At 64.5% G+C, this 24,812-nt stretch carries 22 protein-coding genes and 1 tRNA gene; 13 read left to right on the plus strand and 10 right to left on the minus strand.

The features are described from left to right. The first annotated feature begins 262 nt into the window (after window positions 1–262). From guaB to QMX83_RS10445, 8 genes are all read left to right on the plus strand, one after another. The gene (gene guaB / locus QMX83_RS10410; RefSeq protein WP_282296560.1) at window positions 263–1,720 is read left to right on the plus strand and encodes an IMP dehydrogenase; all 1,458 of its coding nucleotides are present in this window, start codon (window positions 263–265) and stop codon (window positions 1,718–1,720) included. Window positions 1,721–1,830: 110 nt separating this feature from the next. Further along, window positions 1,831–3,396, plus strand: a complete 1,566-nt coding sequence (guaA, locus tag QMX83_RS10415; RefSeq protein WP_282296561.1) for a glutamine-hydrolyzing GMP synthase — start codon at window positions 1,831–1,833, stop codon at window positions 3,394–3,396. Between the two features lie 281 nt (window positions 3,397–3,677). After that, a complete protein-coding gene (locus QMX83_RS10420; RefSeq protein WP_282296562.1) occupies window positions 3,678–4,265 on the plus strand; it encodes a TetR/AcrR family transcriptional regulator in 588 nt (195 codons plus the stop codon). A 90-nt stretch (window positions 4,266–4,355) separates the two neighbouring features. Further along, entirely contained in the window at window positions 4,356–4,850 is a 495-nt protein-coding gene (locus QMX83_RS10425; RefSeq protein ID WP_282296563.1) for a hypothetical protein, read from the plus strand. Window positions 4,851–5,361: 511 nt separating this feature from the next. Beyond that, on the plus strand, window positions 5,362–5,886 hold the full coding sequence (locus QMX83_RS10430) for a DUF3592 domain-containing protein (RefSeq protein ID WP_282296564.1): 525 nt from the start codon (window positions 5,362–5,364) through the stop codon (window positions 5,884–5,886). A gap of 90 nt (window positions 5,887–5,976) precedes the next feature. Next, complete coding sequence (locus tag QMX83_RS10435; RefSeq protein WP_282296565.1) at window positions 5,977–7,194, plus strand: hypothetical protein; 1,218 nt, start codon at window positions 5,977–5,979, stop codon at window positions 7,192–7,194. Then, entirely contained in the window at window positions 7,191–9,383 is a 2,193-nt protein-coding gene (locus QMX83_RS10440; RefSeq protein WP_282296566.1) for an ATP-binding protein, read from the plus strand. Before QMX83_RS10435 ends, QMX83_RS10440 begins: the two co-directional genes overlap by 4 nt. A 150-nt stretch (window positions 9,384–9,533) precedes the next feature. After that, window positions 9,534–10,571 carry an aminoglycoside phosphotransferase family protein gene (locus QMX83_RS10445; protein WP_282296567.1) on the plus strand — a complete coding sequence of 346 codons (1,038 nt, stop codon included), beginning with the start codon at window positions 9,534–9,536 and terminating at the stop codon, window positions 10,569–10,571. 53 nt (window positions 10,572–10,624) lie between these two features. Here the strand turns inward: QMX83_RS10445 and QMX83_RS10450 are convergent, their stop codons facing one another. Then, window positions 10,625–11,473 (minus strand): AraC family transcriptional regulator, encoded by an 849-nt coding sequence (locus tag QMX83_RS10450; RefSeq protein WP_282296568.1) that lies wholly within the window; start codon window positions 11,471–11,473, stop codon window positions 10,625–10,627. A 207-nt stretch (window positions 11,474–11,680) separates the two neighbouring features. On the opposite strand from QMX83_RS10450, the gene QMX83_RS10455 reads away from it, so the two are divergent. Next, the gene (locus QMX83_RS10455) at window positions 11,681–12,514 is read left to right on the plus strand and encodes an oxidoreductase (RefSeq protein ID WP_282296569.1); all 834 of its coding nucleotides are present in this window, start codon (window positions 11,681–11,683) and stop codon (window positions 12,512–12,514) included. Between the two features lie 29 nt (window positions 12,515–12,543). Here the strand turns inward: QMX83_RS10455 and QMX83_RS10460 are convergent, their stop codons facing one another. The 9 genes from QMX83_RS10460 to QMX83_RS10500 all read right to left on the minus strand — a co-directional run bounded on the left by QMX83_RS10460 (window position 12,544) and on the right by QMX83_RS10500 (window position 20,966). Next, the gene (locus tag QMX83_RS10460) at window positions 12,544–13,851 is read right to left on the minus strand and encodes a HipA domain-containing protein (protein WP_282296570.1); all 1,308 of its coding nucleotides are present in this window, start codon (window positions 13,849–13,851) and stop codon (window positions 12,544–12,546) included. Then, window positions 13,848–14,195: a helix-turn-helix transcriptional regulator gene (locus QMX83_RS10465; RefSeq protein WP_282296571.1), complete on the minus strand. Its 348-nt coding sequence runs from the start codon at window positions 14,193–14,195 to the stop codon at window positions 13,848–13,850. Before QMX83_RS10465 ends, QMX83_RS10460 begins: the two co-directional genes overlap by 4 nt. Before the next feature lie 228 nt (window positions 14,196–14,423). Further along, window positions 14,424–15,308, minus strand: coding sequence for a DMT family transporter (locus tag QMX83_RS10470; protein ID WP_282296580.1), 885 nt, complete (start codon window positions 15,306–15,308; stop codon window positions 14,424–14,426). 32 nt (window positions 15,309–15,340) lie between these two features. Continuing rightward, complete coding sequence (murB, locus tag QMX83_RS10475; RefSeq protein WP_282296572.1) at window positions 15,341–16,399, minus strand: UDP-N-acetylmuramate dehydrogenase; 1,059 nt, start codon at window positions 16,397–16,399, stop codon at window positions 15,341–15,343. After that, the gene (locus QMX83_RS10480; RefSeq protein WP_282296573.1) at window positions 16,396–17,451 is read right to left on the minus strand and encodes a quinone-dependent dihydroorotate dehydrogenase; all 1,056 of its coding nucleotides are present in this window, start codon (window positions 17,449–17,451) and stop codon (window positions 16,396–16,398) included. Before QMX83_RS10480 ends, murB begins: the two co-directional genes overlap by 4 nt. Window positions 17,452–17,460: 9 nt before the next feature. Then, window positions 17,461–18,231: a class I SAM-dependent methyltransferase gene (locus QMX83_RS10485; protein WP_282296574.1), complete on the minus strand. Its 771-nt coding sequence runs from the start codon at window positions 18,229–18,231 to the stop codon at window positions 17,461–17,463. 7 nt (window positions 18,232–18,238) lie between these two features. Then, the gene (locus QMX83_RS10490; protein ID WP_282296575.1) at window positions 18,239–18,523 is read right to left on the minus strand and encodes a DUF4190 domain-containing protein; all 285 of its coding nucleotides are present in this window, start codon (window positions 18,521–18,523) and stop codon (window positions 18,239–18,241) included. Between the two features lie 83 nt (window positions 18,524–18,606). After that, window positions 18,607–19,437 carry an SDR family oxidoreductase gene (locus QMX83_RS10495; RefSeq protein WP_282296576.1) on the minus strand — a complete coding sequence of 277 codons (831 nt, stop codon included), beginning with the start codon at window positions 19,435–19,437 and terminating at the stop codon, window positions 18,607–18,609. Beyond that, a complete protein-coding gene (locus QMX83_RS10500) occupies window positions 19,437–20,966 on the minus strand; it encodes an aldehyde dehydrogenase family protein (RefSeq protein ID WP_282296577.1) in 1,530 nt (509 codons plus the stop codon). Before QMX83_RS10500 ends, QMX83_RS10495 begins: the two co-directional genes overlap by 1 nt. Before the next feature lie 221 nt (window positions 20,967–21,187). Between QMX83_RS10500 and kdsA the strand changes: the two genes are divergently transcribed. The 4 genes from kdsA (at window position 21,188) to QMX83_RS10520 (ending at window position 23,663) form a co-directional block, all read left to right on the plus strand. Further along, window positions 21,188–22,033 carry a 3-deoxy-8-phosphooctulonate synthase gene (gene kdsA / locus QMX83_RS10505; RefSeq protein WP_125359844.1) on the plus strand — a complete coding sequence of 282 codons (846 nt, stop codon included), beginning with the start codon at window positions 21,188–21,190 and terminating at the stop codon, window positions 22,031–22,033. 118 nt (window positions 22,034–22,151) lie between these two features. Continuing rightward, window positions 22,152–22,228: transfer RNA gene (locus tag QMX83_RS10510), tRNA-Arg, on the plus strand. A 303-nt stretch (window positions 22,229–22,531) separates the two neighbouring features. Continuing rightward, the gene (locus tag QMX83_RS10515) at window positions 22,532–23,092 is read left to right on the plus strand and encodes a DUF4760 domain-containing protein (RefSeq protein ID WP_282296578.1); all 561 of its coding nucleotides are present in this window, start codon (window positions 22,532–22,534) and stop codon (window positions 23,090–23,092) included. Window positions 23,093–23,159: 67 nt separating this feature from the next. After that, window positions 23,160–23,663 (plus strand): hypothetical protein, encoded by a 504-nt coding sequence (locus tag QMX83_RS10520; RefSeq protein ID WP_282296579.1) that lies wholly within the window; start codon window positions 23,160–23,162, stop codon window positions 23,661–23,663. The last annotated feature ends 1,149 nt before the right edge of the window (window positions 23,664–24,812 follow it).

Consider the following 24,812-nt stretch of genomic DNA (forward strand, 5'->3'; position numbering starts at 1 on the left):
CACGGGGTTCCGCCAAACCCAATGCGCGGGGCCCCCCCCAGGTTCCGGGGGCCAACCCGCGGGCCCCTCCTCACCACCACCCACGCCCCCGCCGCTTCGCGGCCGCCCCCGAACTTCGGGGGCTCTACCCCAGACGCGCCCGGTAGCGCCGGCCGTTGGCCGGCCCAGGTCGTGCGGCGCGACACAGCGTCGCATCCGCCCCCTGCCCATCGGCGGCAAATCAGGGTAAAATGTCGCGCTTCCCCACATCTCGGGTATGCCGATGCTGCGCATCCAGGCTGAAGCACTTACTTACGACGACGTCTCGCTCGTCCCCGCTCATTCCACGATCCTGCCCAAGGACGTCAGCCTGGAAACGCGCCTGACGCGCGACCTGAAGCTGAAACTGCCGATTCTTTCGGCCGCCATGGACACCGTGACCGAAGCACGCCTGGCCATCGCCATGGCACAGCTCGGCGGCATGGGCATCATCCACAAGAACCTGACGCTTGAGCAGCAGGCCGCCGAAGTGGCCAAGGTCAAGAAGTTCGAGGCCGGTGTCATCCGCGACCCGATCACCGTCGGTCCGGAAACCACCATCCGTGACGTGCTGGCGCTGACCCGCGCGCACAACATCTCCGGCGTGCCGGTGGTGGGCAGCGACGGCCTGCTGGCCGGCATCGTCACCCACCGTGACATGCGCTTTGAAACCGAGCTGGACGATCCGGTCCGCCACATCATGACCAAGAAGGATCGCCTGGTCACGGTGAAGGAAGGCGCGGCTTCGGACGAAGTGCTGCACCTGCTGCACCGCAACCGCATCGAAAAGGTGCTGGTGGTCAACGACGCCTTCGAACTGCGTGGCCTGATCACGGTCAAGGACATCCAGAAGAACACTGACTACCCGAACGCGGCCAAGGATCTGGCCACCCGCCTGCTGGTGGGTGCCGCTGTCGGCGTCGGTGGCGATACCGACCGTCGCGTCGAAGCGCTGGTTGCTGCTGGCGTGGACGTGATCGTGGTCGATACCGCGCACGGCCATTCGCAGGGCGTGCTGGACCGCGTCAGCTGGGTCAAGAAGAACTTCCCGCAGGTGCAGGTCATCGGCGGCAACATCTGCACCGGCGAAGCCGCACTGGCGCTGCTGGACAGCGGCGCAGACGCGGTCAAGGTCGGCATCGGCCCCGGCTCGATCTGCACCACCCGCGTGGTTGCCGGCGTCGGCGTGCCGCAGGTCACCGCCATTGACCTCGTCGCTGAGGCCCTGCAGGACCGCATTCCGCTGATCGCTGACGGTGGCATCCGTTACTCCGGTGACATCGGCAAGGCGCTGGCCGCCGGTGCCTCGACCATCATGGTCGGTGGCCTGCTCGCTGGTACCGAAGAATCCCCGGGTGAAACCGAACTGTTCCAGGGTCGCTCGTACAAGAGCTACCGCGGCATGGGTTCGCTGGCCGCGATGGAAAAGGGCTCCAAGGATCGTTACTTCCAGGACGCCGCTACTGCCGACAAGCTGGTGCCGGAAGGCATCGAAGGTCGCGTGCCGTATCGTGGTCCGGTTGGCGGCATCATCCACCAGCTGATGGGCGGCCTGCGCGCCACCATGGGCTACGTGGGTTGCGCCACCGTCGACGAAATGCGCACCCAGCCCAAGTTCGTCAAGATCAGCGGGGCAGGGCAGCGTGAGAGCCACGTCCACGACGTGCAGATCACCAAAGAACCGCCGAACTACCGCGCCTGATGCGCCGGTGAGCAAAGAGGAACGAGGAAGCCACTTCCCGTTCCTCTTTCTCTATCCGCCATCGGTTGCCCTCTTCGATATTCGTATTCACCACTGCATTGCTGGGCGTCATGACCAACATTCACAACGACAAGATCCTCATTCTCGATTTCGGCGCGCAGTACACCCAGCTGATCGCCCGCCGCATCCGCGAGATCGGCGTGTATTGCGAAATCTGGGCATGGGACCACGACCCGGCCGAGATTGCCGCGTTCGGTGCCAAGGGCATCATTCTTTCCGGCGGCCCGGAATCGACCACGCTGCCGGGCGCGCCGGCCGCGCCGCAGGAAGTGTTCGACAGCGGCCTGCCGATCTTCGGCATCTGCTACGGCATGCAGACCCTGGCGGCACAGCTCGGCGGTGCCACCGAAGCCGCTGACCAGCGCGAGTTCGGCCATGCCGAAGTCAACGTCATCAATCCCGATGCGCTGTTCTCCGGCCTGAGCGACCACGGCGGCGAGCCGCGTCTGAACGTGTGGATGAGCCACGGCGACCACGTCTCGAAGGCTCCTCCGGGCTTCACCATCACCGCGACCACCGACCGCATTCCCGTTGCCGCCATGGCCAACGAGGAAAAGCGCTGGTACGGCGTGCAGTTCCACCCGGAAGTGACCCACACCCTGCAGGGCCAGACCCTGCTGCGTCGTTTCGTGGTCGACGTGTGCGGCTGCCAGACCCTGTGGACCGCCGCCAACATCATCGACGACCAGATCGCCCGCGTGCGCGAGCAGGTCGGCGACGACGAAGTAATTCTCGGTCTGTCCGGTGGTGTTGATTCCTCGGTTGTGGCCGCACTGCTGCACAAGGCGATTGGTGACAAGCTCACCTGCGTGTTCGTCGACACCGGCCTGCTGCGCTGGCAGGAAGGCGACCAGGTGATGGCGATGTTCGCCGAGCACATGGGCGTCAAGGTGATCCGCGTCAACGCCGCCGACCGCTACTTCGCCAAGCTGGAAGGCGTGAGCGACCCGGAGGCCAAGCGCAAGATCATCGGCAACCTGTTCGTGGACATCTTCGATGAAGAGTCCAACAAGCTCAGCAACGCCAAGTGGCTGGCGCAGGGCACCATCTATCCGGACGTGATCGAGTCGGCCGGCAGCAAGACCGGCAAGGCGCACGTCATCAAGAGCCACCACAACGTAGGCGGTTTGCCGGAACACATGAAGCTGGGCCTGGTGGAACCGCTGCGCGAACTGTTCAAGGACGAAGTGCGTCGCCTCGGCGTCGAACTCGGCCTGCCGCGCAGCATGGTCTATCGCCATCCGTTCCCCGGCCCGGGCCTGGGCGTGCGCATCCTCGGCGAAGTGAAGCGTGAGTACGCCGAGCTGCTGGCCAAGGCCGACGCCATCTTCATCGACGAACTGCGCAAGGCCGATCTGTACGACAAGACCAGCCAGGCCTTCGCCGTCTTCCTGCCGGTGAAGTCGGTCGGCGTGGTCGGCGATGCCCGTGCGTATGAGTGGGTGATCGCACTGCGCGCGGTGGAAACCATCGATTTCATGACCGCACACTGGGCGCATCTGCCGTACGACTTCCTCGGCACGGTGAGCAACCGCATCATCAACGAACTGCGCGGCGTTTCCCGCGTGGTCTACGACATCTCCGGCAAGCCGCCGGCAACGATCGAGTGGGAATGAGGTAGAGCGGGGCTCTGCCCCGCTGCCGTTGACCAACAAAGGCACCGAAAGGTGCCCTTGTTGTTTGTGGGGTGTGCCAATCGCGAATGGTCTCGGACGATTGCCGGGCGTTTGCTGGTGAACACGATCGCCTCGGGCTCTCGGGAAATGAATCCCGGGTAGGGTCGGTCGACAGACGACCGCCATGAACCCTTCAACGTTCTGTAACGCATGACCTGAAACGAACGGCAGCGCCGGCCGTGGGGTTGACCGTCAATCTACCTACTAGTAGAGTGGCATACATGCAGCCCGACCTCTCCCCCAAAGCCACCGAAATCGTCAGCCACGCCCGTGCTTTGCTCGAGGCCGGCGGCTACAACGGTTTCAGCTATGCCGACATCGCCGAGCGGGTCGCCATCAGCAAGGCGAGCATCCATCACCATTTCCCCAGCAAGGCCGAACTGGTGCGCACCGTGGTGGTTCTATACCGCGCCGAGGCCCGTGACGGCCTGGCGCTGTTGGACCGCCAACTCGCTGACCCCTTGCGCGAACTGCAGGCCTATGTCGATTACTGGTCCGCCTGCATCGCCGGTGGCACGTCGTCGTTCTGCATCTGCGCCATGCTGGCGGCCGAACTGCCGTTGATCCCGCCGGAGATCGCCACCGAGGTGCGCGGCCATTTCGAGGACCTGGCCGGATGGCTGGCACTCACCCTGGAGAAGGGGGCCGCGCAGGGTCAGCTTAGGTTGCAGGGCAGTGCGGAGGACGAGGCCAAGGCATTCATGGCCGCCGTACACGGTGCCATGCTCGCGGCGCGTGGTTTCGGCGATGCGAATACTTTCGCGGCGTTGGCAAGGCTGCAGATCGCGCGTCTGACGCCAACCAAGTAACGCGAGGATGGGCCTGCCATTGGCGGGCCTTTTGTTCGAGTACGCAGCCTACCTACTGGTAGGTTTAATGCAATCATTCTGGAGATTCCCATGGCCCATGCCCTTTCCACACTTGGCGTACTGCACACCGCGCTAAGCCTGATTCCCCTGGTCGCTGGCGCGTACGGATTCGTCCGCCACCGCGCCATCGATCCGGCCACACGATCGGGGAAAATCTATCTCGTCGGACTCGTGCTTTCGGTGCTGTCGTCCTTCACGGTCTCGAGTACGGGAGGACTCAATCCGGGCCACGCGTTTGGCGTGGTGGTGCTGCTGATCGCGTTCGGCGGCGTGCTCGCGGCACGCATGCGCTGGCTGGGCAGACTCGCGCCTTACCTGTCCACGTTCGCGCTGTCTTTCAGCTTCCTGCTGTCACTGGTGCCGGGCATCAACGAAACCCTGACGCGTCTTCCCGTCTCGCATCCCATCGCGGCTGCGCCGATGGCACCGGTGGTGCTGCAGGCGTTGCTGGGATGCTTCGTGGTGTTCCTCGTGGGCTACGCCGCCCAGTGCTGGCGAATCCGTTCGCGGACGGGCACGAGGTGACTGGGGCACGGTAGAGTCGGTCGCAAGACGACTGCCGATAGCACTGCAACGTTCTGTAACGCATGACCTTGATCGAAAGGGTAGCGCCGGCCGTTGGCCGGCCCACGCACCACTGCGGGATCGCAATTCGTTTCGGTGCGTGTCGGTGTTGATGTTCAGTCGTGAGGCGGTCACCGCAACGTTGGTTGTGCGCAGTGCGATGGAGGATGTTGATGTGGCGTTGCCGGATACGAGGCTGATCGCGGTCTTTCCCCTCTTTGAGTGATACCTGGACGCTCTGCAGTTTCGCTGTTTGTCATGCGTTACCGAATGATGCGCGCTCCACGGCCGTCGTCTGTCGACCGACGCTACCGGTCCTACGCACTGCGATTGACCTCCAACTTGACGCATCGTCAACCGCCCAACCCGCCAAGTTGACAGGCTACGGATTCAAGTCAACCACCCCAATCCCCACACTTTCCCCACTGCCACAGCACACCGCTGCCGGCCTTGCATCCACCTGGGGAACCACATGATCAGCATTCCAGTTTCAGCCGCCTCCCACTCCCGCTTCGTCAGCGTCTCGCGCTGGCTCTGCATCGTCGGTTACCTCATCGCGGCCGCCGTCTTCGTCACCTCCGCGATCAGCGGCCACAACCAGGCCCAGGCCATCCTCAAGGACGCGGTCACCGTGCAGGCCCCGGTCAAGCTGGATCGCATCGAGGAATCCCGCCGAAAGGGCCGCACCACGCTGAAGTACCACTTCAGTTACACCTTTGAAGCCAACGGCGTGCCCTACAAGGGCGAGTTCATGACCGCCGAGGACAGCGCGGGCCAATACCTGGAAGAAGACGCCCAGGTGCAGGTCGCCTACGCCCGCGCCAACCCGGCCAACTTCGAGCGCGCCGACCGTCTGCAGGGCATGCAGGGCCTCGGCGCGGTGCTGGGCCGCCTGTGCGTGGCGCTGGGCATGTTGGCCATCCTGGCCTTCGTGGTGCACCTGCTGCTCACCCGCAAGCTGATCGTGCCCCGGGAGCCGGCCCTGCCGGCGGCCTGATCCAGGCAGCACGAGGCCCACGCGATGATGGTTGACACGGTTTCCGGCCACGGTAGGGTGAGCACACCTTCACCCTTCTGGTCTGTCTGCATGCCCGTTCCGGAGTTTTCGGACCTGTTGTCCCGCCATATGCGGCGGATCCGGGCCAGTGCAGGCGGCGTTGCCAGCGAAATCGGCATCAGCCGTGAAGCGGTCAACAACTGGCGCGCGGGCACCTCGCGCCCCAGCCGCCGCCACCGCGACCGGGTGCTGGCCTGCGCCAACTACCTGCGCCTGACCGAAGCCGAGTGCAACGCGCTGCTGCAGTCAGCCGGGTTTGAGCCGGAGTACCCGGCAGAAGGCGCGGGCGAACCTGCACCCACGCCGGTCCAGTTGACCGTGCCGGCGGCCGTCACCGCGTTGTTCGACCGCCTGCAGTTGCTGCGCCCGTACCCGGTGGCGCTGCTGCTCACCCAGGCCCATTGGGGCCAGCCGCCGGAACGTGCGGCAATGCTCGCAGAAGCAAGCCGCCGCTACGGCCAGGACCGCGTGCTGCATCTGCAGCCGCCGTTCCGCGCAGGCGAGGGCGACGAGGATTACTTCGCGCTGCTGGCGGCGCAATGCGGGTTGGAGAACGTGAGTTCTGATGCCGGGTTTGAAGTCGCACTGGCACGCCGGCTGCAACAGCCGGGCCCGCTGTTCTGTCTGGTCAGTCGTTTCGAGCAGGGCGCGGCGGGTCCGCGCGATGTGCTGGCGGGCATTCTGCGCAGCCTGAGCGAGATGCACAGCGGCAAGCTGCACCTGCTGATCTGCGGCGGCGCGGCGCTGGCTGACCTGAAGTACCAGGGCGGCGACCTTTCGCTGCTCAACATCGCCGCGACCGAAAGCTGGCCGGAACTGAGTGTGGATGATCTGCAGCGGCACGCGACCGGCTTGCCGGACGCGGTGCTGCAGCGCGCATTGCACGTCTCCGGGGGGCACCCGCTGTTGGCACAGGCCGCATTGAACCTGATGGCCGGGCAGGGCAGCGAAGGTCTCGACGACGCTGCACTCAACCAGACCCTGTCCACCCATCCGCGTCTGTGGGAAGCGCTGCTGCCGATCCTGCGCGAGCCCAGTGCCCGCAGCACGATCAACGGATGGCTGCCGCGCGAGCGCATCGCCGCTGCCCGCCCGTATCTGATGGACCCGCTGCTGCGGCAGTTGTACTGGGAGAATCTGCTGGCCGCGCGCAGCCACGCCGACGGTGCATGGCTGGAGTGGCGCTGCGAAGCCATCCGTCTGGCCGTACAGCAGGTCAATGAAGGGCTGGAGGCCCAACCGGCATGATCGGTTTTGAGGGATGGAGCGCCTGGCGCTGGGTGCGTCTGGCGCTGATTGTGGGTGCCATCGGTTTCTTCGGCACGCTGTTCGTCGCCCCGTGGATCAACCCGTGGGTGTTGTGGAAGATCAAGCACGACGGCGAAAGCATGATGCTGATGCAGTCGGCGCGCATCGACACCACGCTGCTGCGCGAAGAGGCGCATGGTCGCTGGCTGATGGATGGGCAGTGGCCCAAGGAAGTGAAGGTGCCCGGTGTGCATGACCCGGCCGAAGCCACGCTGTCGGCCGAGCTACCGGCCCCGTTCGTGCTGCGCCTGCGCTTCACCAGCCGCTTCCCGGAGAACAGTGGCCTGCGCGGCACGGTGCTGGAGCACACGCTCGACCCACGTACCGAGCGCTGGACCTGCCAGCCGGGCAATCCCTCGCCGCCGCAGCGCTGGCTGGCGATGGACTGTCGCAGCAACAAACCGTGGACAGCCGGGCAGTGGCTGACCCTGATCCTGGTGCTGAGCGTGCTGGCACTGGTGGGCCTGGTCGTGCTGTGGTGGCGCCTGCGACCGGAAGTGGCTGACGTCGCACGTGAACCGCGAAGCCTGCTCGACCATCCGCTGCAGCGCATGCCGACCTTCGACCGCCAGTTGGGCTGGCTGCGCATGCGCGAGCGCGTGCTGCAGCAGGCCGGCATTGCCAGCACCCGCTGGCGCGACGCCCTGCGCCACGTGCAGGCCACGCCCAGCACGCGTGCGGTGCAACTGGCCGCACGCATTGGCGCGGTGGACGCTGCCGCCCGCGATTGGCCGTTGAACGGCACCGTGCGCGAATGGACCCTGCCCACCACGCTGCCGATCGCACTGGAAAAACTGTGGTTGTACCTGCCAGACCCGGCGCTGAGCGGCGAAGCCATCGTGCAGCAGCTGCGCAGCCTGCCCAACGGCCAGGACGTGGTGCTGGTGGTCAGCCCATCAACGGCCACCGAGCTGGCGCTGATGCAATACGCCGATGACCCGGCCAACCTGTGCGTGTGCCTGGACCAGGTGACCCAGACCCGTTGGCTGCTGCAGCCCGGTGCACAGGACACCCTGGTCGCGCTGCTGGCGCGGCAGCTGAAGATCACCCGCATCTCGCCGTACCAGACCCACGGCGGCATCACCCGACCGACCGCGTTCTTCGGCCGTGAGTCGCTGCTGGCGCGCGTGCTCAACCGCGAGCCCGGCAACTACCTGCTGGTCGGCGGACGGCAGCTGGGCAAGACCAGTTTGATGAAGGCGATTGAGCGCCGGTTCGACGGCCACCCGCGCGTGCATTGCCAGTACGTTTCGCTGCGCGACCATCGCCTGACCGTGCGTCTGGCCGTGGAGCTGGGGTTGCCTGAAGACAGTGGCATCGATGCGTGCGTCGCCGCGTTGTCCGAGCGTGCCCACGGCCGCAGCGTGCTGCTGCTGATCGACGAAACGGATCTGTTCCTGCGCGCCGAAGCAGCCCAGGACTACCCGCAGCTGGCCGCGCTGCGCGCACTGAGCGAGGAAGGAAAGTGCCACTTCATGCTGGCCGGTTTCTGGGACCTGTACGAAGCGGTGACCCTGGACTTCGCCTCGCCGCTGCGCAACTTCGGTGAGGTGATCCACATTGGTGGGCTGGAAGAAACAGCGTGCCAGCAGCTGGCCACCGAGCCGATGGCCCGGCTGGGCGTGCACTTCGCCAACCCGGATCTGCCGCAGCGGCTGGTGGCCGCCTGCGGTCGCCGTGCCAATCTGGTCGCCATCGTCTGCCAGTACCTGCTCGGCCAGCTGGCGCGCGGGCAGCGGGTGATCGAGCCAGCGCAGCTGCATGCCGCGCTCACCGCCGAGCCGGTGTTTGATGCACTGGCCGGCTGGGCACGGTTGAGTCCGGCCCCGGCCGCCTGCCGGATCGACCGCATCGTGGTGTATCGCATTGCCAGCGCCCAGCTCGGACCGGGTGGGGCGCAGGGTGTGTCGTTGCTGCAGTTGCTGGCGGGATTCGATGCCGCTGGGGTGAAAGTGGATCCGGAGCAGCTGCGGCATTCGCTGGCGCGTTTGCAGTTGGCGTACGTGATCCGGCGTGAGAACGAAGGCGTGCAGTATGTATTTGCGGTGCCGCTGTTTGCCACCCAGTTCCAGCGGGAGGAAGTGGAGGCGCTCCTGCAGCGCGAGCTGCAGGCGTGGGCCATGCAATGATCAGTCGTAGAGCCACGCCCTGCGTGGCTTCGCGGTGCTGGCTGGGCTCAGCCGGGCGTGGATCAGCCATCGCGCAATCGTGACGGACTGCCTATCTGCCACCCAGCGTTTCTGAGATAGTCATTCCACGCACGTCTCAATTGGAAACACATGCGGCATCCCCAGGAGTTATCGGTCGCGCAGATTGCCGCAGTCTTGGCGCAGGCTTACGACGTGCACGCTGAACAGGTGGTGCAGCGCCCGGCCGGCGCTGACGCCGGGGCCACCGTGTACCAGATCGTCGCCCAGGACGGCGCACGCTGGTGGTTGAAGTGCCGCCGCTATGCGGTGGGCGATGCCGTCTGGAACGTGCTGCAGTATTTGCGTACCGAGTTGCAGCTGACCGAAGTCGCTGCCCCGCAGATCACGCGTAACGGCGCGCCGGCCGTGCTCGCCGACGGCCTGCAATGGACATTGTTCCCCTACATCGAAGGCCAGTCCGGCTTCGAGGCCGCGCTTTCCCGAGAACAGTGGCACCGGCTCGGGCAGGTGCTGCGCAGCGTGCACGACGCCAACGTGCCGGCCGCGCTGCTGGCACCATTGGCCCAGCCGCAGCTCGAGGACGAGCCCGCGGTGGAGCGGGTAGGGGCGTGGTTGCAGGGGGGCGATGCCCACTGGCCGATTTCCGATGAACTGGCCGAGCGCTACCGCCAGACCTGGCGCATGTACCGGCCGTTGATCGCCGACGTCTGGCAGCGCTGCGTGCAGTTGCGCGCCCAGTTGTCCGGTCAATCTGCCACTGCCGTGCTCTGCCATGGTGACGTGCACGCTGGCAACGTGCTGCTGCGCCCCGACGGTGGCCTGTGCCTGATCGACTGGGACGGCATGCTGCGCGCGCCGCGCGAGCGCGACCTGATGTTCATCGGGGCCGGCGTTGGCGGACGTTGGGGCCGCGACGACCCGCCTGGTTTTGCCGAGGGCTATGGCCCGGTAACGCTCGACCCGGTCCGGTTGGCCTGCTACCGTCACTGGCGGATCTTGCACGACATCCAGGAGTTCCATGACCTCCTGCTGGAACCGGGCGCGGCCGCGCGTCCGCCGAGCCAGCGGCTGCAGGCCCTGCGTTACATGCAGGACCAGTTCGCACCGAACAATGTAGTGGATGCCGCAGCACGCAGTTGGGCTGCGGTCGGGGCGAGTGCCGCGTAAACCAATCCACATCGCCCCTGTAGTGACGCACCATGCGCGTCAACGCATCGCAATCAATGCGATGAAACGAATCCGATCGCACCTGGCGTCGCAGGCACCGCAAATGCCTCGCGCATGCGTCGCACCTCTCGCGCCGGCGTCAGCCCGAACAACCGCTTGAACTCCCGGTTGAACTGGGAGCTGCTCTCATAACCCACCGCATGGCAGGCCGCTGCTGCGGTCATTCCTTCGCGCACCATCAACAGACGTGCCTGATGCAGGCGAGTGGACTTCAGGTACTGCATGGGCGAAGCGCACGTTACGGCTTTGAAATGGCTGTAGAAGGAAGGCGCGCTCATGCCAGCCTCATTCGCAAGCTTCGCCACAGTCAACGGCTGCGCGTATGCGGTATGCAGGTACTGCAGCGCTTTACCGATTCGACCGAAGTGGCCTTGCTGGGCAAGCGCGGCGCGCAATGTGTGGCCCTGCGGACCGGTAAGCACGCGGTAGTAGAGTTCGCGCAGCAGGCTCGGCCCCAGCACAGCGGCGTCCATCGGTGTCGCCAGCGCCTGCAGCAGCCGCTGTACGGCCTGGTGCAACGGAGCATCGATCGGACTGGACATCATGCTTTGCGGTACTGCATTCGCCGGTGCGCCGCCGTGGTGGTCAATCTCCAGCATCAACTCGGCTGCCAGCGGAAACTGCAGATGCAGGTACACCGCGAGCAGAGGTTCGTCTGCGGTGGCATCGGTTTCCATGGTGAACGGAACCGGCACCGAGACGGCCAAGTACTGATGTGCGTCATACACATAGGTCTGCTGACCGAAGTACCCGCGCTTGCGGCCTTGGCAGACGATGACGATGCCCGGGTCGTACAGCACCGGGGCCTTTGCCAGCGGCCGGTTTGAGCGCAGCAGGCGCACGCTCTCCAATGCCGTCTGCGTGTAGCCCTCGCGCGGAGCCAGCGCCTGCACCAGCGGAGCCAGCGGCAGCTGGTCTCCAGCCACAGGGGAGGGTGCTTGCGAGGACCGGCGACTCATAGGAATAGGCAATAAATCAAGGCGGGATGGTCTTATGGTGCGACCAGGGAATTCCTATTATGCACTCCTCTCCACAACGTCGAGGCCATCATGTCAATTTCGAAACTCCTCCTTATTACCGGCGTCAGCAGTGGCTTCGGCCGCGCACTTGCAGAAGAGGCGCTCGCCGCCGGGCACCGGATTGTGGGCACGGTTCGTTCCGAGCAGGCGGCGAAGGACTTCGAAGCACTGGGCGCAGGGCGTGCATTCGCCCGAGTGCTGGATGTCACCGATACTGCTGCGATCGCTCCTTTGGTGGATGCGATTGAAGCGGACATCGGGCCCATCTCCGTGCTGGTCAACAACGCCGGCTATGGCCATGAGGGCGTGCTGGAGGAGTCCCCGCTGGAGGAGATGCGGCGACAGTTTGAGGTCAATGTGTTCGGGGCGGTGGCGATGATGCAGGCCGTTCTGCCGCACATGCGGGCGCGCCGCGAGGGGAATATTCTCAACATCACCTCGATGGGCGGGTTCATCACCCTGCCGGGGATCGCGTACTACTGCGGCAGCAAGTTTGCTTTGGAGGGCATCAGCGAGGTGCTGGGCAAGGAAGTGGCCGCGCTGGGTATCCGCGTGACCTCGGTCGCACCCGGTTCATTCCGCACCGACTGGGCGGGTCGTTCGATGGTACGCAGCCCGCGCACGATTACCGACTATGACGCCTTGTTCGATCCCATCCGCCAGCGGAGGCAGGAGGTTAGTGGGAAGCAGTTGGGTGATCCGCAGAAGGCGGCGCGGGCGATGCTTGCCGTCATCGATACTCCGGAGCCTCCCGTGCATCTGCTTTTGGGAAGTGACGCCCTGCAGTTGGTGCGCGCGAAGCTGGAGGCGCTGGAACAGGAGCTGCAGGAGTGGGAGGCGTTGACGGTTTCCACCGACGGGTGAGTGCAGGTGGGGGGATGCTTATCCGGGGCTCAACGAAGGTCAGTTCGCAGGCTGGCCGCGATCTGGGTACGCCAGTCCGGCTGCACTGCAGCGGCTTCGGCAAAGCGTTGCCACTGGCCCACACTGGCGCGTACCTGTTCCACGATGTCACGCGCCCTCGGTGCACTGAGTGAAGCGGTGCGAGCGCATGCCGCAAGATCTTCAAGCGCAAAGTCTTCCCGTTTGCCCTGGATCGACATCTGATGACGCGCGGTCCAGTCGCCACTCGGATTGTACGCCCAGGTGATGTCAAACGCCGGCGACAACGACCAGCGTCCTTGCCGATCCATCAGGTAGGCGATGTTCTTGACGTGGTCATCCTGGTTGCGGGCGATCACGTTGAACACCATGCGACGGTACTGCTCTTCCAGTTGTTCCATCGGTAGGTTCAACTGGCGCATTATCAGTAGCGCTTGTTCGTAGCTGTAGGCGCTGGCGTTGTTGAAATCGAGGTGAGCGATGGCCGCCAACGACTGCATGTGGTGCTTGTTGCCATTCGTGTCGCGGTCGAAGCGCCGGGTCATGAAATGGCGGCGGCCCCCTTCCTCCAGCAGGCGACATTCGCTGATGTTGATGCCCGCTTCGCGTGCCATCAGGAAGTACGCATACTCGACCGCGCCGTAGCCCTTGGGGTCGGCCAGTTCCTTGTCGCGGTTATTGCGCACGCCGTCGAACTTGAGCAGCCAATAGCCGAAGCCTGCATCGGCCACGGCTTGTCCCGAGCGCACTTCTCCGGTTTTTTCGTTCCAGGCGATCACGGCCTTGGCGCGGGCACCACCGGCCGAGGTGCCGACACGCAGGATGTCGCGCAGAGCATCGGCACGGGACTCGTCACCGAAGGATCCACGCAGGTTGTCCCGATGACTGAGTACTTCGCTGGCCAAGGAAACCAGTGCATCGATCTGAATTCGCTGCGCGGTGCGGACGCGGGGACCATGTACGGGCGCGAACTCCAGCGCACCCATGCCTCGGGTGCCGGTGTAGCACAGGCGCTCAATCGCGTTGAAGCTCTGCGGGGTACGGCCCTGCGTGGCCAGCCAGGCGTCGATCAGCGTGTTGCCGTATTTGTCGGGCAGGGCGTCTGCAAGCAGGCCGGGGAGACCGTGAAAACTGTTTGTCGCCAGATCTGGAAAGCGATAGGTCCGCCGGGCTGCCAAGGGCATCATCAGTGGCGCGACCTCGATACCTGAGTTGGCAAACTGCGGGTCATAGGCGAAGTCGGCCACACGTGCACCGTCGACCAGGCTGACAGCGCCGATGCGGCTGCCCCACAAGCGTACTTCGGCGGTAGTGCTCACTTCTGGTCACCCCATACCCAAGGCGTAGGCGGTGGCTCGGCGACCGAAGGTCGCGCCCTCTGTCGAGCTTGCCCGCGGCGTTCCAGCAGATCGATTGGGTTGGGGGCATCCGGCGGCAGGAGCGCGTCCAGTGCAGTCAACTGGCCCAGTACACGTAGGCAGCGGATCAGGTTTACAAGCTGGGCGGGAGAGCCGTCTTCAAGGCGTTGCACCGTTCGCTTGGAGACGCCGGCGGCTGAGGCGAGCTGCTCCTGGGTTATGTCCTGAGACAAGCGGAGGGTGGCCAAGCGTTGGCCCAGTTCGATTAGGATGGCGTCGTCGGTGCTGGTGGTTTGGATGCGCATAAAGTGACCCTCATGGCGCTTTATGTCTCATTTCCCACGAGAAGTGTCAATAGTGGCGCTTTATGAGATTTCATTTTCGTTTATTTAAAGCGCCATATATGACGCTTTAAGGTCGAAAAGTCTACTTAAATGGACATTGGTGACGCTTAATGAGTCTGTTGAGGTCAGCCACGCAGGGCGTGGCTCTACGGTGTCGTCCAGCATCGCGCGGGTAAGCGGGGTGTGCCGTTATTCCGGATGAGCGGCCTGCGTGGCGGCGTTGGAGGCCGCGCGGCGCGCCAGCACCGCCTCGCGGTGTGCGATGTAGGCGTTGGCTCCCAGGATGATGCTGGCCCCGATCACGGTGTAACGATCAATCGTTTCGTTGAACAGCAACCAGCCCAGCAGGGTCACCAGCGGCAGCTGCATGAAGCTGATCGGGGTCAGTGCGGAGACTTCGCCCAGCCGTAATGCCCGGGTCCACAGCAACTGGCCCACGGTGCCGAGCACGCCGGTTGCCGCAAGCCACACCCAGGCGATACCGGTCGGCCACACCCAGGTGAACAGTGCCGGCACCAGCGACAGCGGCACCCAGAACACATACGTGTACAGCACCACGGTATCGGCACCGTCCACGCGGGTGAGCTGCTTGATCTGGATCGCCACCAGCGAACTCAACAGTGCTGCCAGCACCGCCACCAGCACGCCGGGGGTAAACGAGTCCGCGCCGGGGCGCACGATGATCAGCACGCCGATGAAGCCACATACCACGGCGGCCCAGCGCCGCACGCGCACCACTTCGCCCAGCAGCAACACCGCGGCGATGGTCACGAACAACGGCGTGGCATAGGAAAGGGAAATTGCCTGCGAGATCGGCAGATGCCCGATCGCCCAGAACGCGCACAGCATCGAGGCCAGCCCGATCAGGCTGCGCAGCAGGTAGCGCGGCAGCTGCTGGGTACGGAACACCTTCGGCCCCGAACGCAGCAGCATCGGCAGCAGTGCCACCAGCCCGAACGCATTGCGGAAGAACGCGACTTCCTGGGTCGGCACATGCGCGGTCGCATAGCGGATGGCGATGGCCATCAGGCCAAACGCCATCGTGCTGCCCAGCATCAGCAGCGCCGCCCGCATCGGCGTGGGGGCGGGCAGGGCCGGGGCGGGGGTCACCACTGTGCGCCGATCAGGCGCGGCTCGGGTTCAATGGGCACGCCGAACTTTTCCAGCACGGAAGCAGAAATGCGTCGCGCCAGATCCAGCAGCTGGCCGCCGGTGGCGTTGCCGTGGTTCACCAGCACCAGCGCATGGCTCGGAGCCACGCCGGCGTCGCCGTCGCGGTAGCCCTTCCAGCCACACGTTTCGATCATCCACGCGGCAGACACCTTGCGGTGGGTGTCCTGCGCGGCCGGGTACACCGGAATGTCCGGGTACTGCTGCAGCAGCACATCCACCTGGTCCAGCGGCAGCACCGGGTTCTTGAAGAAGCTGCCGGCGTTGCCCAGCACGTCCGGGTCGGGCAACTTGCGGCGGCGGATCGCGATCACCGCGTTGGCCACGTCGGCGGCCACCGGCAGTTCCACGCCCATCGCCTGCATTTCCTCGGCGATGCCGGCATAACCCACGCGCAGGTCATGCAGCAGCGGCAGGCGAAGTTCGATGGCGGTGATCAGGTAGCGGTCCGGCTCATGCTTGAACACGCTGTCGCGATAGCCGAACTGGCAGGCCTCAGCTTCCAGCCGCACCCAGGTCTGCTCGGCGCGGTCCCAGGCTTCCACGGCGTTGATGAACTCGTCCACCTGCACGCCATACGCGCCGATGTTCTGGATCGGCGCGGCACCGGCGGTGCCGGGAATCAGCGCCAGGTTCTCCAGACCGGACAGCCCGTTCTGCAGCGACCACATCACCAGCCCATGCCAGTTCACTCCGGCCCCGGCGCGCACCACGGTGTGGTCGGCGCGGTGTTCCAGTGCGGTGATCTCGCGGTTGGCAAACACCAGCACGGTGCCCGCCACGTCGTCGGCAATCAGCACGTTGCTGCCGGCACCCAGCACCAGCAGCGGCTTGCCGGCCACCGGCGGCAGGGCAAGGACTTCCGGTAGCAGGGTGACGTCGTGCAGTTCCAGCAGGCGCTCGGCACTGGCGTCGACGTGGAAGGTGTTCAGCGCCTTCAGCGAGGCGTTTTCGGTCAGCGACCAGGCGGTCATTGCAGGCATTGCGTCACTCATAGGGGGGCCACCGCACCACGGCTGGGGGCTTCACGACGGCGGCGGATGGCTTCCACGCACTCGTGCACCAGCGAAGGGCCACGGAAGATCAGGCCGCTGTAGCACTGCACCAGCGCCGCACCGGCCGCCATCTTGGCCACCGCATCCGCGCCGGACACGATGCCGCCCACGCCGATCAGCGGCACCGACTCGGGCAGGCGCGCGCGCAGGCGGCGCAGTACCAGGGTGCTCTGGCTCAGCAGCGGTGCACCGGAAAGTCCACCGGCTTCCGAGGCCAGCGGGCTGCCGGCAATCAGGCTGCGGTCAACGGTGGTGTTGGTGGCAATCACGCCGTCCACATTCAATTCGCCCAGCACACGCGCAGCGGCATCGATGTCGCGGTCGCTCAGGTCCGGGGCAACCTTCACCAGCATCGGCACGCGGCGACCGTGCTGTGCGGCCAGTGCTTCCTGGCTCTCGCGCAGCTGCGACACCAGCTGCCGCAGTGCGGTTTCCTCCTGCAGCTCGCGCAGCCCGGCGGTGTTCGGCGAGGAGATATTCACCGTGATGTAGTCCGCCAGCGGATACACCTTCTGCAGGCAGTGCTGGTAGTCGTCGAATGCGTTTTCGTTCGGCGTGTCTTTGTTCTTGCCGATGTTGATGCCCAGCAGCCCGGTGCGACGGCGGCTGCGCTCCACGTTGCGCACCAGCGCGTCCACGCCCGCATTGTTGAAGCCCATGCGGTTGATGATCGCCTGCTGCTCCGGAAGCCGGAACAGGCGCGGTTTGGGATTGCCTTCCTGCGGGCGCGGAGTGATCGTGCCGATCTCCACGAAGCCAAAGCCCAGCGCGAACAGCGCGTCGATGTGATCGCCGTTCTTGTCCAGTCCCGCGGCCAGGCCCACCGGATTGGGGAAGCGCAGCCCGAACACATTCGTCGGCAGCGGCGCGGAGCGGGCCGCCAGCAGCGGCGTGGTGCCGGTGCGGTAGGCCATGTCCAGCGCGCTCAGGGTCAGGCCGTGGGCGCGTTCGGCATCAAGCGAGAAGAGCAGGGGACGGGCAAGGGAATACATAGGGTCCAGTCAGTCCAGCGTGCCGATGAAGGCACGGGTTTGATACTCGAAGGCAATGCGACCGTCGACCGCGTGCGCGTCGAACAGCTGTTGCAGGGCCGCCAGCATCGGCGCGTGGCGCGGATGCTCCGGCGGCGGTGCGTACGAGGAAGAAAGCAGCCGGCCACGCAGGCCGTCGGCGTCCATGTGCTGCACGTTGGGGAAACTGGCCATGGCGCGGAAGCCGCTGCCGAACCAGGCCTTCATGGTGGCGTCGTCCTGGTAGCGCTCGGCCACCTCGGTGTAATCGGTGCCGAATTCCAGCAGCAGTTGCTCGTAGCCGATCAGGAACGGCGAGGAATCCAGCAGGCGCGAATTCCAGAACACCAGTGCCTGTCCACCCGGATGCAGGATGCGCCGCCATTCTGAGCGCACTGCTTCCATGTCGAACCAGTGGAAGGCCTGCGCCGCGCTGACCAGACCCACGCTGTCGTCGGCCAGGGTGGTGGCTTCGGCGGTGCCGTCCACCAGTTTCAGGCGCAGATAGTCCGGGCTGAGCCAGGCGTCGGCGGCGTTGCGCATGGCCGCGTTCGGTTCCACCGCGATCACCGGGTGGCCGGCGGCCAGGAACAGCCGGGTGGAGATGCCGGTGCCGGCACCAATGTCGGCCACCAGGGTTTCGGTGGGCACGCCCATCTCGTGGTGCAGCCAGTCCAGCAGCGCCGGCGGGTAGCCCGGCCGGTAGCGGACATAGTCCGCGACGCGGTTGCTGAAGCGCTCGGTGGCGTCAGAAGGACTCATGCGCACCTCATGAATAGTTGGGGACCATCCACAGCAGACCGCCAAGGAACAGCACGAACAGCAGGATACCCAGCAGGCACAACCCCACCATCAGATACCCCAGAATCAGCCCGGCCAAAGCCAAACCGTCGCCTTCCTGGGTTTCCGGGCTGCGCCGGATCTCGCCGCGGGCCATGTGCCCGGTGATGATCGCCACGATGCTGCCCAGCGCGGGCAGGGCGGTCCAGCCCAGAATGCCGGCGATCAGGCTGATCAACGCCATGGTGTTGGTTTGACGTACGGGCAGGTTCATCCGGGTCCTCCATGGCAGGACCTACATGATAGAGCCTGACTGGGCATTAGCCCATCAAAACCGCCGGAATTCTGACGCAGGTCTCAGCCCATCAGCACCTGGCCGCCGTCCACCACCAGGGTATGGCCGGTGATCCAGCGCGCAAGCGGGGAGCACAGGAACAGCGCCGCGTCGGCAATTTCCTCCGGCGCGCCGAAGCGGCCGAACGGAATCTTGGCCAGCGTGCCGTGATACAGGGCGGGGTCTTCGGTTTGCCGGCGGGCCCACAGACCGTCCGGGAACTCGATCGAGCCAGGCGCGATGGCGTTGACCCGGATGCGGTCTGCCGCCAGGCCCAGCGCCTGCGAGGTGGTGTAGTGCATCAGCGCCGCCTTGGCGGCGGCGTAGGGCGCGGCCCCCGGACGCGGCTGCATCCCGGCAATCGAGCCCAGATTGAGAATGCAGGCGTCGGTGGCCTGCCGCAGCCAGGGCAGGGCAAGCCGCGAGGTGCGCACTGCCGCCATCAGGTCCACGTTGAGGCTGGCCTCCCAGCCGGCGTCATCGTCGGCCATGCCGTAGCCGGTGGCGTTGTTCACCAGCACATCAATGCCGCCCAGCGCCTCGGCAGCCGTCTCCAGCCAGCGCTGGATGTCCTCGGCCCGGCCCAGGTCGGCTGGCACGGTGTGGATCGTCACACCGGCCTGCGCTGCATCCGCCCGCAGCGCGGCCAACCCGGCCTCGCCACGCGCACACACAGAAACGTGGGCCCCCGCCGAGGCAAAGGCCAGTGCCATGCACCGGCCAATGCCCTTGCTGCCCCCGGCCACCAGAACGCGGCGGCCGGTGAAATCCAGCACGCGCCGGCCATCGGGAACATTGACCGCCCCCGGTAGGTGCCGACCGTTGGTCGGCACATTGGCTGGCACGCTCGCCATCACAGATCGAACTTGATGCCCTGAGCCAAGGGCAGCGAATCCGAATAATTGATGGTGTTGGTCTGGCGACGCATGTAGACCTTCCACGCATCCGAACCCGACTCACGACCACCGCCGGTGTCCTTCTCGCCACCGAACGCGCCACCAATTTCCGCACCCGAGGTGCCGATGTTGACGTTGGCGATGCCGCAGTCCGAACCGGCCGCCGAAAGGAAGCGCTCGGCCGCCTTGAGGTTCTGGGTGAAGATCGACGACGACAGGCCCTGCGGCACGCCGTTCTGCATGTCGATGGCTTCGTCCAGCGTGCTGTACTTCATCACGTACAGGATCGGCGCGAAGGTTTCGTGCTGCACCACTTCGTCGCTGTTCTTCAGGCCGGTGACAATCGCCGGCAGCACGAAGTTGCCCGGGCGATCAATGCGCGTGCCGCCGGTTTCCACCGTGCCGCCGCTGGCCTTGGCCTTCTCAATCGACGCCAGGAACTGCTGCACCGCGCTGTCGCTGTTGAGCGGGCCCATCAGGTTGGCGGCATCGGTCGGGTCGCCGATCTTGCCTTCGACCTGCTTGTACGCCTTCTTCAGCGTGGCCAGCACGTTGTCGTAGATCGATTCGTGCACGATCAGGCGGCGCGTGGTGGTGCAGCGCTGGCCCGCGGTACCCACGGCACCAAACACGATGCCCGGCACGGCCAGCTTCAGGTCGGCGGTTTCGTCCAGGATGATGGCGTTGTTGCCGCCCAGTTCCAGCAGGCAGCGACCCAGGCGGCGCGCGACCTTTTCGTTCACCGTGCGGCCCACCTGGGTGGAGCCGGTGAAGCTGATCAGCGGAATGCGGCGGTCTTCCACCAGCTTTTCCGACAGCGCCGTGCCGGCGTCGTTGATCAGGAAGAAGATGTCCGGGAAGCCGGCATCGCGCAGCGCTTCGTTGCAGATGCGCATCGAGGCAATTGCAGTCAGCGGGGTCTTGTTGGACGGCTTCCAGATGCAGATATCACCGCAGATGGCCGCCAGGAACGAGTTCCACGCCCACACCGCGACCGGGAAGTTGAACGCACTGATGATGCCGACCAGGCCCAGCGGCTGGTACTGCTCATACATGCGGTGGCCCGGGCGCTCGGAATGCATGGTGTAGCCGTACAGCATGCGGCTCTGGCCCACGGCGAAGTCGGCGATGTCGATCATCTCCTGCACTTCACCGTCGCCTTCGGGCTTGCTCTTGCCCATTTCCAGCGCGACCAGCGAGCCCAGCGCGTCCTTGTTGGCGCGCAGCGCTTCGCCACACAGGCGCACGGCTTCGCCACGGCGCGGGGCCGGAGTGGTGCGCCACACCTTGAAGGCTTCCTGGGCGCGGGCGACCACGGTCTCGTAGTCAGCCTCGGTGGTGGCATGCACCTGGGCGATGGCTTCACCCGTGGTCGGGTTCACCGGCGTGATCACCCCGGCGCTGGCCGTGGACCATTCGCCATTGCCAAGGTAGGTGCCAGCGTTGGTTGCATCCAGGCCAAGGGCCTTGAGCAGGGCAGAGGACATGCAAACTCCTGTTGCGTATCGAAAAGGGTGCAGACCCACCATTCTATCAGCCTGCTTCGTGGCGCTATGCCGCAGCGCGCCAATGGACATTCGCGGTGCGCCGTAGAGCCGGGCTTGCCCGGCTGCTCTCCGCGACCAAGCCACCACCCGTGCAATCCCCCAAAACCGCCCCCATATCCAACCCGTTACAATCCCTTTCTGAACATCCCCCAGGAACCTGAATGAACGTCACCGTCGCCGAAGGCGTAACCGTAGGAAACCGTCTCCCGTTCGTCCTCTTCGGCGGCCTGAACGTCCTGGAAGACCTCGATTCCACCCTGCACGCGGCCGAACACTTCACCACGGTCACCCGCAAGCTCGGCATCCCCTACGTCTTCAAAGCCTCGTTCGACAAGGCCAACCGTTCCTCGATCAAGTCCTTCCGTGGCGTCGGCCTGGAAGAAGGCCTGCGCATCTTTGAAGAAGTGAAGCGCCAGTTCGGCATCCCCGTCATCACCGACGTCCACGAAGTGGCCCAGGCTGCCCCCGTGGCCGAAGTGGTCGACGTGCTGCAGATTCCCGCCTTCCTCGCCCGCCAGACCGACCTTGTAGTGGCCATCGCGGAAACGGGCAGGGCGGTGAACATCAAGAAGCCGCAGTTCCTCAGCCCGACCCAGATCAAGCACATCGTCTCGAAGATCCGCGAAGCCGGGAACGAGAACATCATCCTGTGCGAACGCGGCTCCCAGTTCGGTTACGACAACCTGGTGGTGGACATGCTCGGCTTCCGCGAGATGATCGAGTCCACCGGCGGCCTGCCGGCCATCTTCGACGTCACCCACAGCCTGCAGCGCCGCGACGCCGGCAGCGAAGCCAGCGGCGGCCGCCGCCGCCAGGTGGCCGAACTGGCCCGTTCGGGCATGGCGCTCGGCCTGGCTGGCCTGTTCCTGGAAGCCCACCGCGACCCGGACCATGCCCGTTGCGACGGCCCCAGCGCACTGCCGCTGGCCGCGCTCGAGTCGTTCCTGACCCAGATCAAGGCCGTGGACGAGCTGGTAAAGGGCTTCCCGGAGCTGGATATTCGCTGATTCCGGCGGGTTTGCGGGGTGGCCAGCCTTGGTCACCTCGCTGAATGCAGGTATCCTTGTATGCGGGGCCGGTGCAATGCCGGCCCGTCACGCATCGGCGGTATGCTTCCGCCCGCATGGCCCCGTAGCTCAGCTGGATAGAGCGTCCCCCTCCTAAGGGGAAGGTCGCCCGTTCGAATCGGGCCGGGGTCACCAAATCGATTTACATCGGTGCATTTTAGAATTCCACCGCAGGTTGAGCTGGTCGCGACACTGTGCAGCTGGAAAGCAGCTATGGACGCAAACTGGCACTGCACCTAGTGATGATGCGGTTCTGGAGTGCCCTCGCGGCCATTGAAGAGGACCTTGTCAATTGACTCTTGAATTCGCCAAAGCTAGGTTTCGGTGGTGATCTGAGAAAAGGAAGGGTTTATGTGTGACGGTTTCGACTGGATCTGAACGACCTTAGCAGTTGCCCGCCATGCGGCGGGCAACTGCTGGGAAAGGAAAGTGATATCAGTGCAGGGAAGTGATGTGGATTTTCTCGGGGAAAAGGTTCGCAACTTTGCGGTGATCATGGGCGTGGTGATCGCCATATGGTCATTGCGAACGACCATCATTCTGGCGCGCAGAAAGCAAAGCTCAGACTTGGTTTTCTCGGCCCGGAACGACGAGAACTTCGTTGCAGGGATCCGGGCGCTGCGAGCGCATCGTGCTAGTGATGATGTCAAGTTGCTGGCGGTGCATCCGGGCATCAAGTCAGAAGACGCTGCGAGCCTTCGCTATATTCTTAACTACTTTGAGGCACTGGCTGTTGGCGCGCGCAATGGAATCTACGACGAAAAGATTCTTTATCTGAACTATCGTACGACATTGATTCACGTCTTCGATGCCGCCATTCCTTTCATTCGAGAGGTGCGCATCTCTCAGGACAATGCGACGCTGTATAAAGAGTTGAATTGGCTCGCTATGCGCTGGAAACGGGCGGAAAACTCCGTCCTGACGCGACTTTGCATCGATTTCGATTGGCGCTTGATTCTGGAGATAGCATCGCGCGGACGGATCAGGGTTGGTGCATGACCTGTACATCGCTCTAATTCTGGCCGGTCCAACACATTAGTGGGTGAATCAGTGAGTGGGGGATGTAATGGGCGTGCATACCTTCATCTATGGCTACATCAAGGAGGCGTGGTCAGGATCCGCCGCAAACGGCTGCGAGGAACTTTCGAAGCGACTTGGGGCCAATGATCGCACCCTCGAGCTGCACAACGAGAGCGTCTTGGGAGCACTGCCCGATGCGGATGGCTGGCCGCCTATGTCCCGCCATATGTTTGGCTGGCCCCCAGCAACAGACTATTTGATTACCTACAAGGGGCGGCCATTTCACTTTGCGGCGTCGCTCAAGGAGGTCGACTTCGAAGTCCGCGACTGGCTGGACAAGTTCGAGGCACTGTTGCGTCAGATGTACTGGGAAGAGGCGATGGTGCACGTACAGACGGCCTACCTTGGGGAGCATACATTCACCTGGTGCCCGAAGCCCGAATGGGTCACCCGGTTGGCCGCCGGGGTGCTTGAACCGATCGCAAGCTGGGATTTCACCAGCACAATGGACGCCGAAGACCTTGAAGGTCTCAGGGCGAATCGATCTTAAGCCTCTGCTGGAGAGAGGACGGAGGTCGTGAGTTCGACAGTAGAAGGTGCAGCAGAGTTGTCACGCATCGCGCTAGAGTCAGCGTGAAGCCGCAAGTGCTGGCGATTGCGACATTTAAACCGGGCTGTCTGAAGATTGGCGGAGCTGACGGATTCTTGGCGCTGATGTGATGCGGTTGGCGTTCTCCCACGGTGAAATCGCAATTTCTGACTCGATTGCGTCGCGTCGTTGGCGTTTCTCGCCATCTCCGAAATATCATGCGCGGAAGCCTGCTTCACTTCGCGTGAGTGATCTCGCAAGGTGTGCTCGCGGAGCCTGACAGCTCTACGTATCAACATGCTTGGAAGTCGTGCGTCGGGAGGGTGGCGGAATAAAACACCCCCGAGGAAATACGTCGCGCCGTTGATACGTACGGTTGTCAGCCTCCCGACTCCCTCGTCATTTCGACGAGGGAGAACACTCTTGACGAGGTTTCGTATGACAGTTTCAAGCTCTGATAACAACGGCAATAGCGGCAGCGACAACAAGCCTAAAGGCCGCCTCTACTTCACCAAGCCCGAGACCCTTCGGGTGAGGGCAATCCAAGATCCGACCGGGTAGCGCGACCTGGCCAGCAACCGCATCCCCTGCCTGTGGCTACGCGGCATGTGGATGTCCCGGGTCGGCTGGGAGGTTGGCAGCCGGCTCGCGATTGAATGGAAGGAGGACTGCATCATCCTCCGCAACATGAAGGTCTGACATTAGCGGCTTAGCCACCCCGGTTGGCGGTGCGCGCATAGCGCGCAGTGCGTGTGCCGTCAATCGGGGAACAGTCGCTGGATTGGGTGTCTCGCTCATGTTGGAGTAACGTCTCATGTGGTGCGTCGGTCGAGCGTTAGCGTTGCCACATGAGTAGAACAGACGCCGCTTTAGCCGTCCCGGTTTCCGACCCGCCTGACCCCGCCAAGATTGTGCCTAGCTTTGGGCATCTTCTGCTGAGTGACACGCGTACGCCTGAGGAACAGTGGGCGGCGATGATAAACGAGGCAAACCGGCGAAAAGGGCGGGGGCGGAGTCGTTGGTGGGAGGCGGGGTGAGGTGTGGGGTCGTGGGTGGTGTGCCGCCGTGGCAACCCATGTGGTTGGAGGTTTTTGCGCCCCGCGATCAATG

The organism is Stenotrophomonas sp. PS02289 (genome assembly GCF_029960115.1).
Taxonomy (GTDB): Bacteria; Pseudomonadota; Gammaproteobacteria; order Xanthomonadales; family Xanthomonadaceae; genus Stenotrophomonas.

Coding starts and splice junctions, on each gene's coding strand:
- guaB (WP_282296560.1), top strand. CDS start 263: ATGCTGCGCATCCAGGCTGAAGCACTTACTTACGACGACGTCTCGCTC.
- guaA (WP_282296561.1), top strand. CDS start 1,831: ATGACCAACATTCACAACGACAAGATCCTCATTCTCGATTTCGGCGCG.
- QMX83_RS10420 (WP_282296562.1), top strand. CDS start 3,678: ATGCAGCCCGACCTCTCCCCCAAAGCCACCGAAATCGTCAGCCACGCC.
- QMX83_RS10425 (WP_282296563.1), top strand. CDS start 4,356: ATGGCCCATGCCCTTTCCACACTTGGCGTACTGCACACCGCGCTAAGC.
- QMX83_RS10430 (WP_282296564.1), top strand. CDS start 5,362: ATGATCAGCATTCCAGTTTCAGCCGCCTCCCACTCCCGCTTCGTCAGC.
- QMX83_RS10435 (WP_282296565.1), top strand. CDS start 5,977: ATGCCCGTTCCGGAGTTTTCGGACCTGTTGTCCCGCCATATGCGGCGG.
- QMX83_RS10440 (WP_282296566.1), top strand. CDS start 7,191: ATGATCGGTTTTGAGGGATGGAGCGCCTGGCGCTGGGTGCGTCTGGCG.
- QMX83_RS10445 (WP_282296567.1), top strand. CDS start 9,534: ATGCGGCATCCCCAGGAGTTATCGGTCGCGCAGATTGCCGCAGTCTTG.
- QMX83_RS10455 (WP_282296569.1), top strand. CDS start 11,681: ATGTCAATTTCGAAACTCCTCCTTATTACCGGCGTCAGCAGTGGCTTC.
- QMX83_RS10465 (WP_282296571.1), bottom strand. CDS start 14,195: ATGCGCATCCAAACCACCAGCACCGACGACGCCATCCTAATCGAACTG.
- QMX83_RS10470 (WP_282296580.1), bottom strand. CDS start 15,308: ATGCGGGCGGCGCTGCTGATGCTGGGCAGCACGATGGCGTTTGGCCTG.
- murB (WP_282296572.1), bottom strand. CDS start 16,399: ATGAGTGACGCAATGCCTGCAATGACCGCCTGGTCGCTGACCGAAAAC.
- QMX83_RS10480 (WP_282296573.1), bottom strand. CDS start 17,451: ATGTATTCCCTTGCCCGTCCCCTGCTCTTCTCGCTTGATGCCGAACGC.
- QMX83_RS10485 (WP_282296574.1), bottom strand. CDS start 18,231: ATGAGTCCTTCTGACGCCACCGAGCGCTTCAGCAACCGCGTCGCGGAC.
- QMX83_RS10490 (WP_282296575.1), bottom strand. CDS start 18,523: ATGAACCTGCCCGTACGTCAAACCAACACCATGGCGTTGATCAGCCTG.
- QMX83_RS10495 (WP_282296576.1), bottom strand. CDS start 19,437: ATGGCGAGCGTGCCAGCCAATGTGCCGACCAACGGTCGGCACCTACCG.
- QMX83_RS10500 (WP_282296577.1), bottom strand. CDS start 20,966: ATGTCCTCTGCCCTGCTCAAGGCCCTTGGCCTGGATGCAACCAACGCT.
- kdsA (WP_125359844.1), top strand. CDS start 21,188: ATGAACGTCACCGTCGCCGAAGGCGTAACCGTAGGAAACCGTCTCCCG.
- QMX83_RS10520 (WP_282296579.1), top strand. CDS start 23,160: ATGGGCGTGCATACCTTCATCTATGGCTACATCAAGGAGGCGTGGTCA.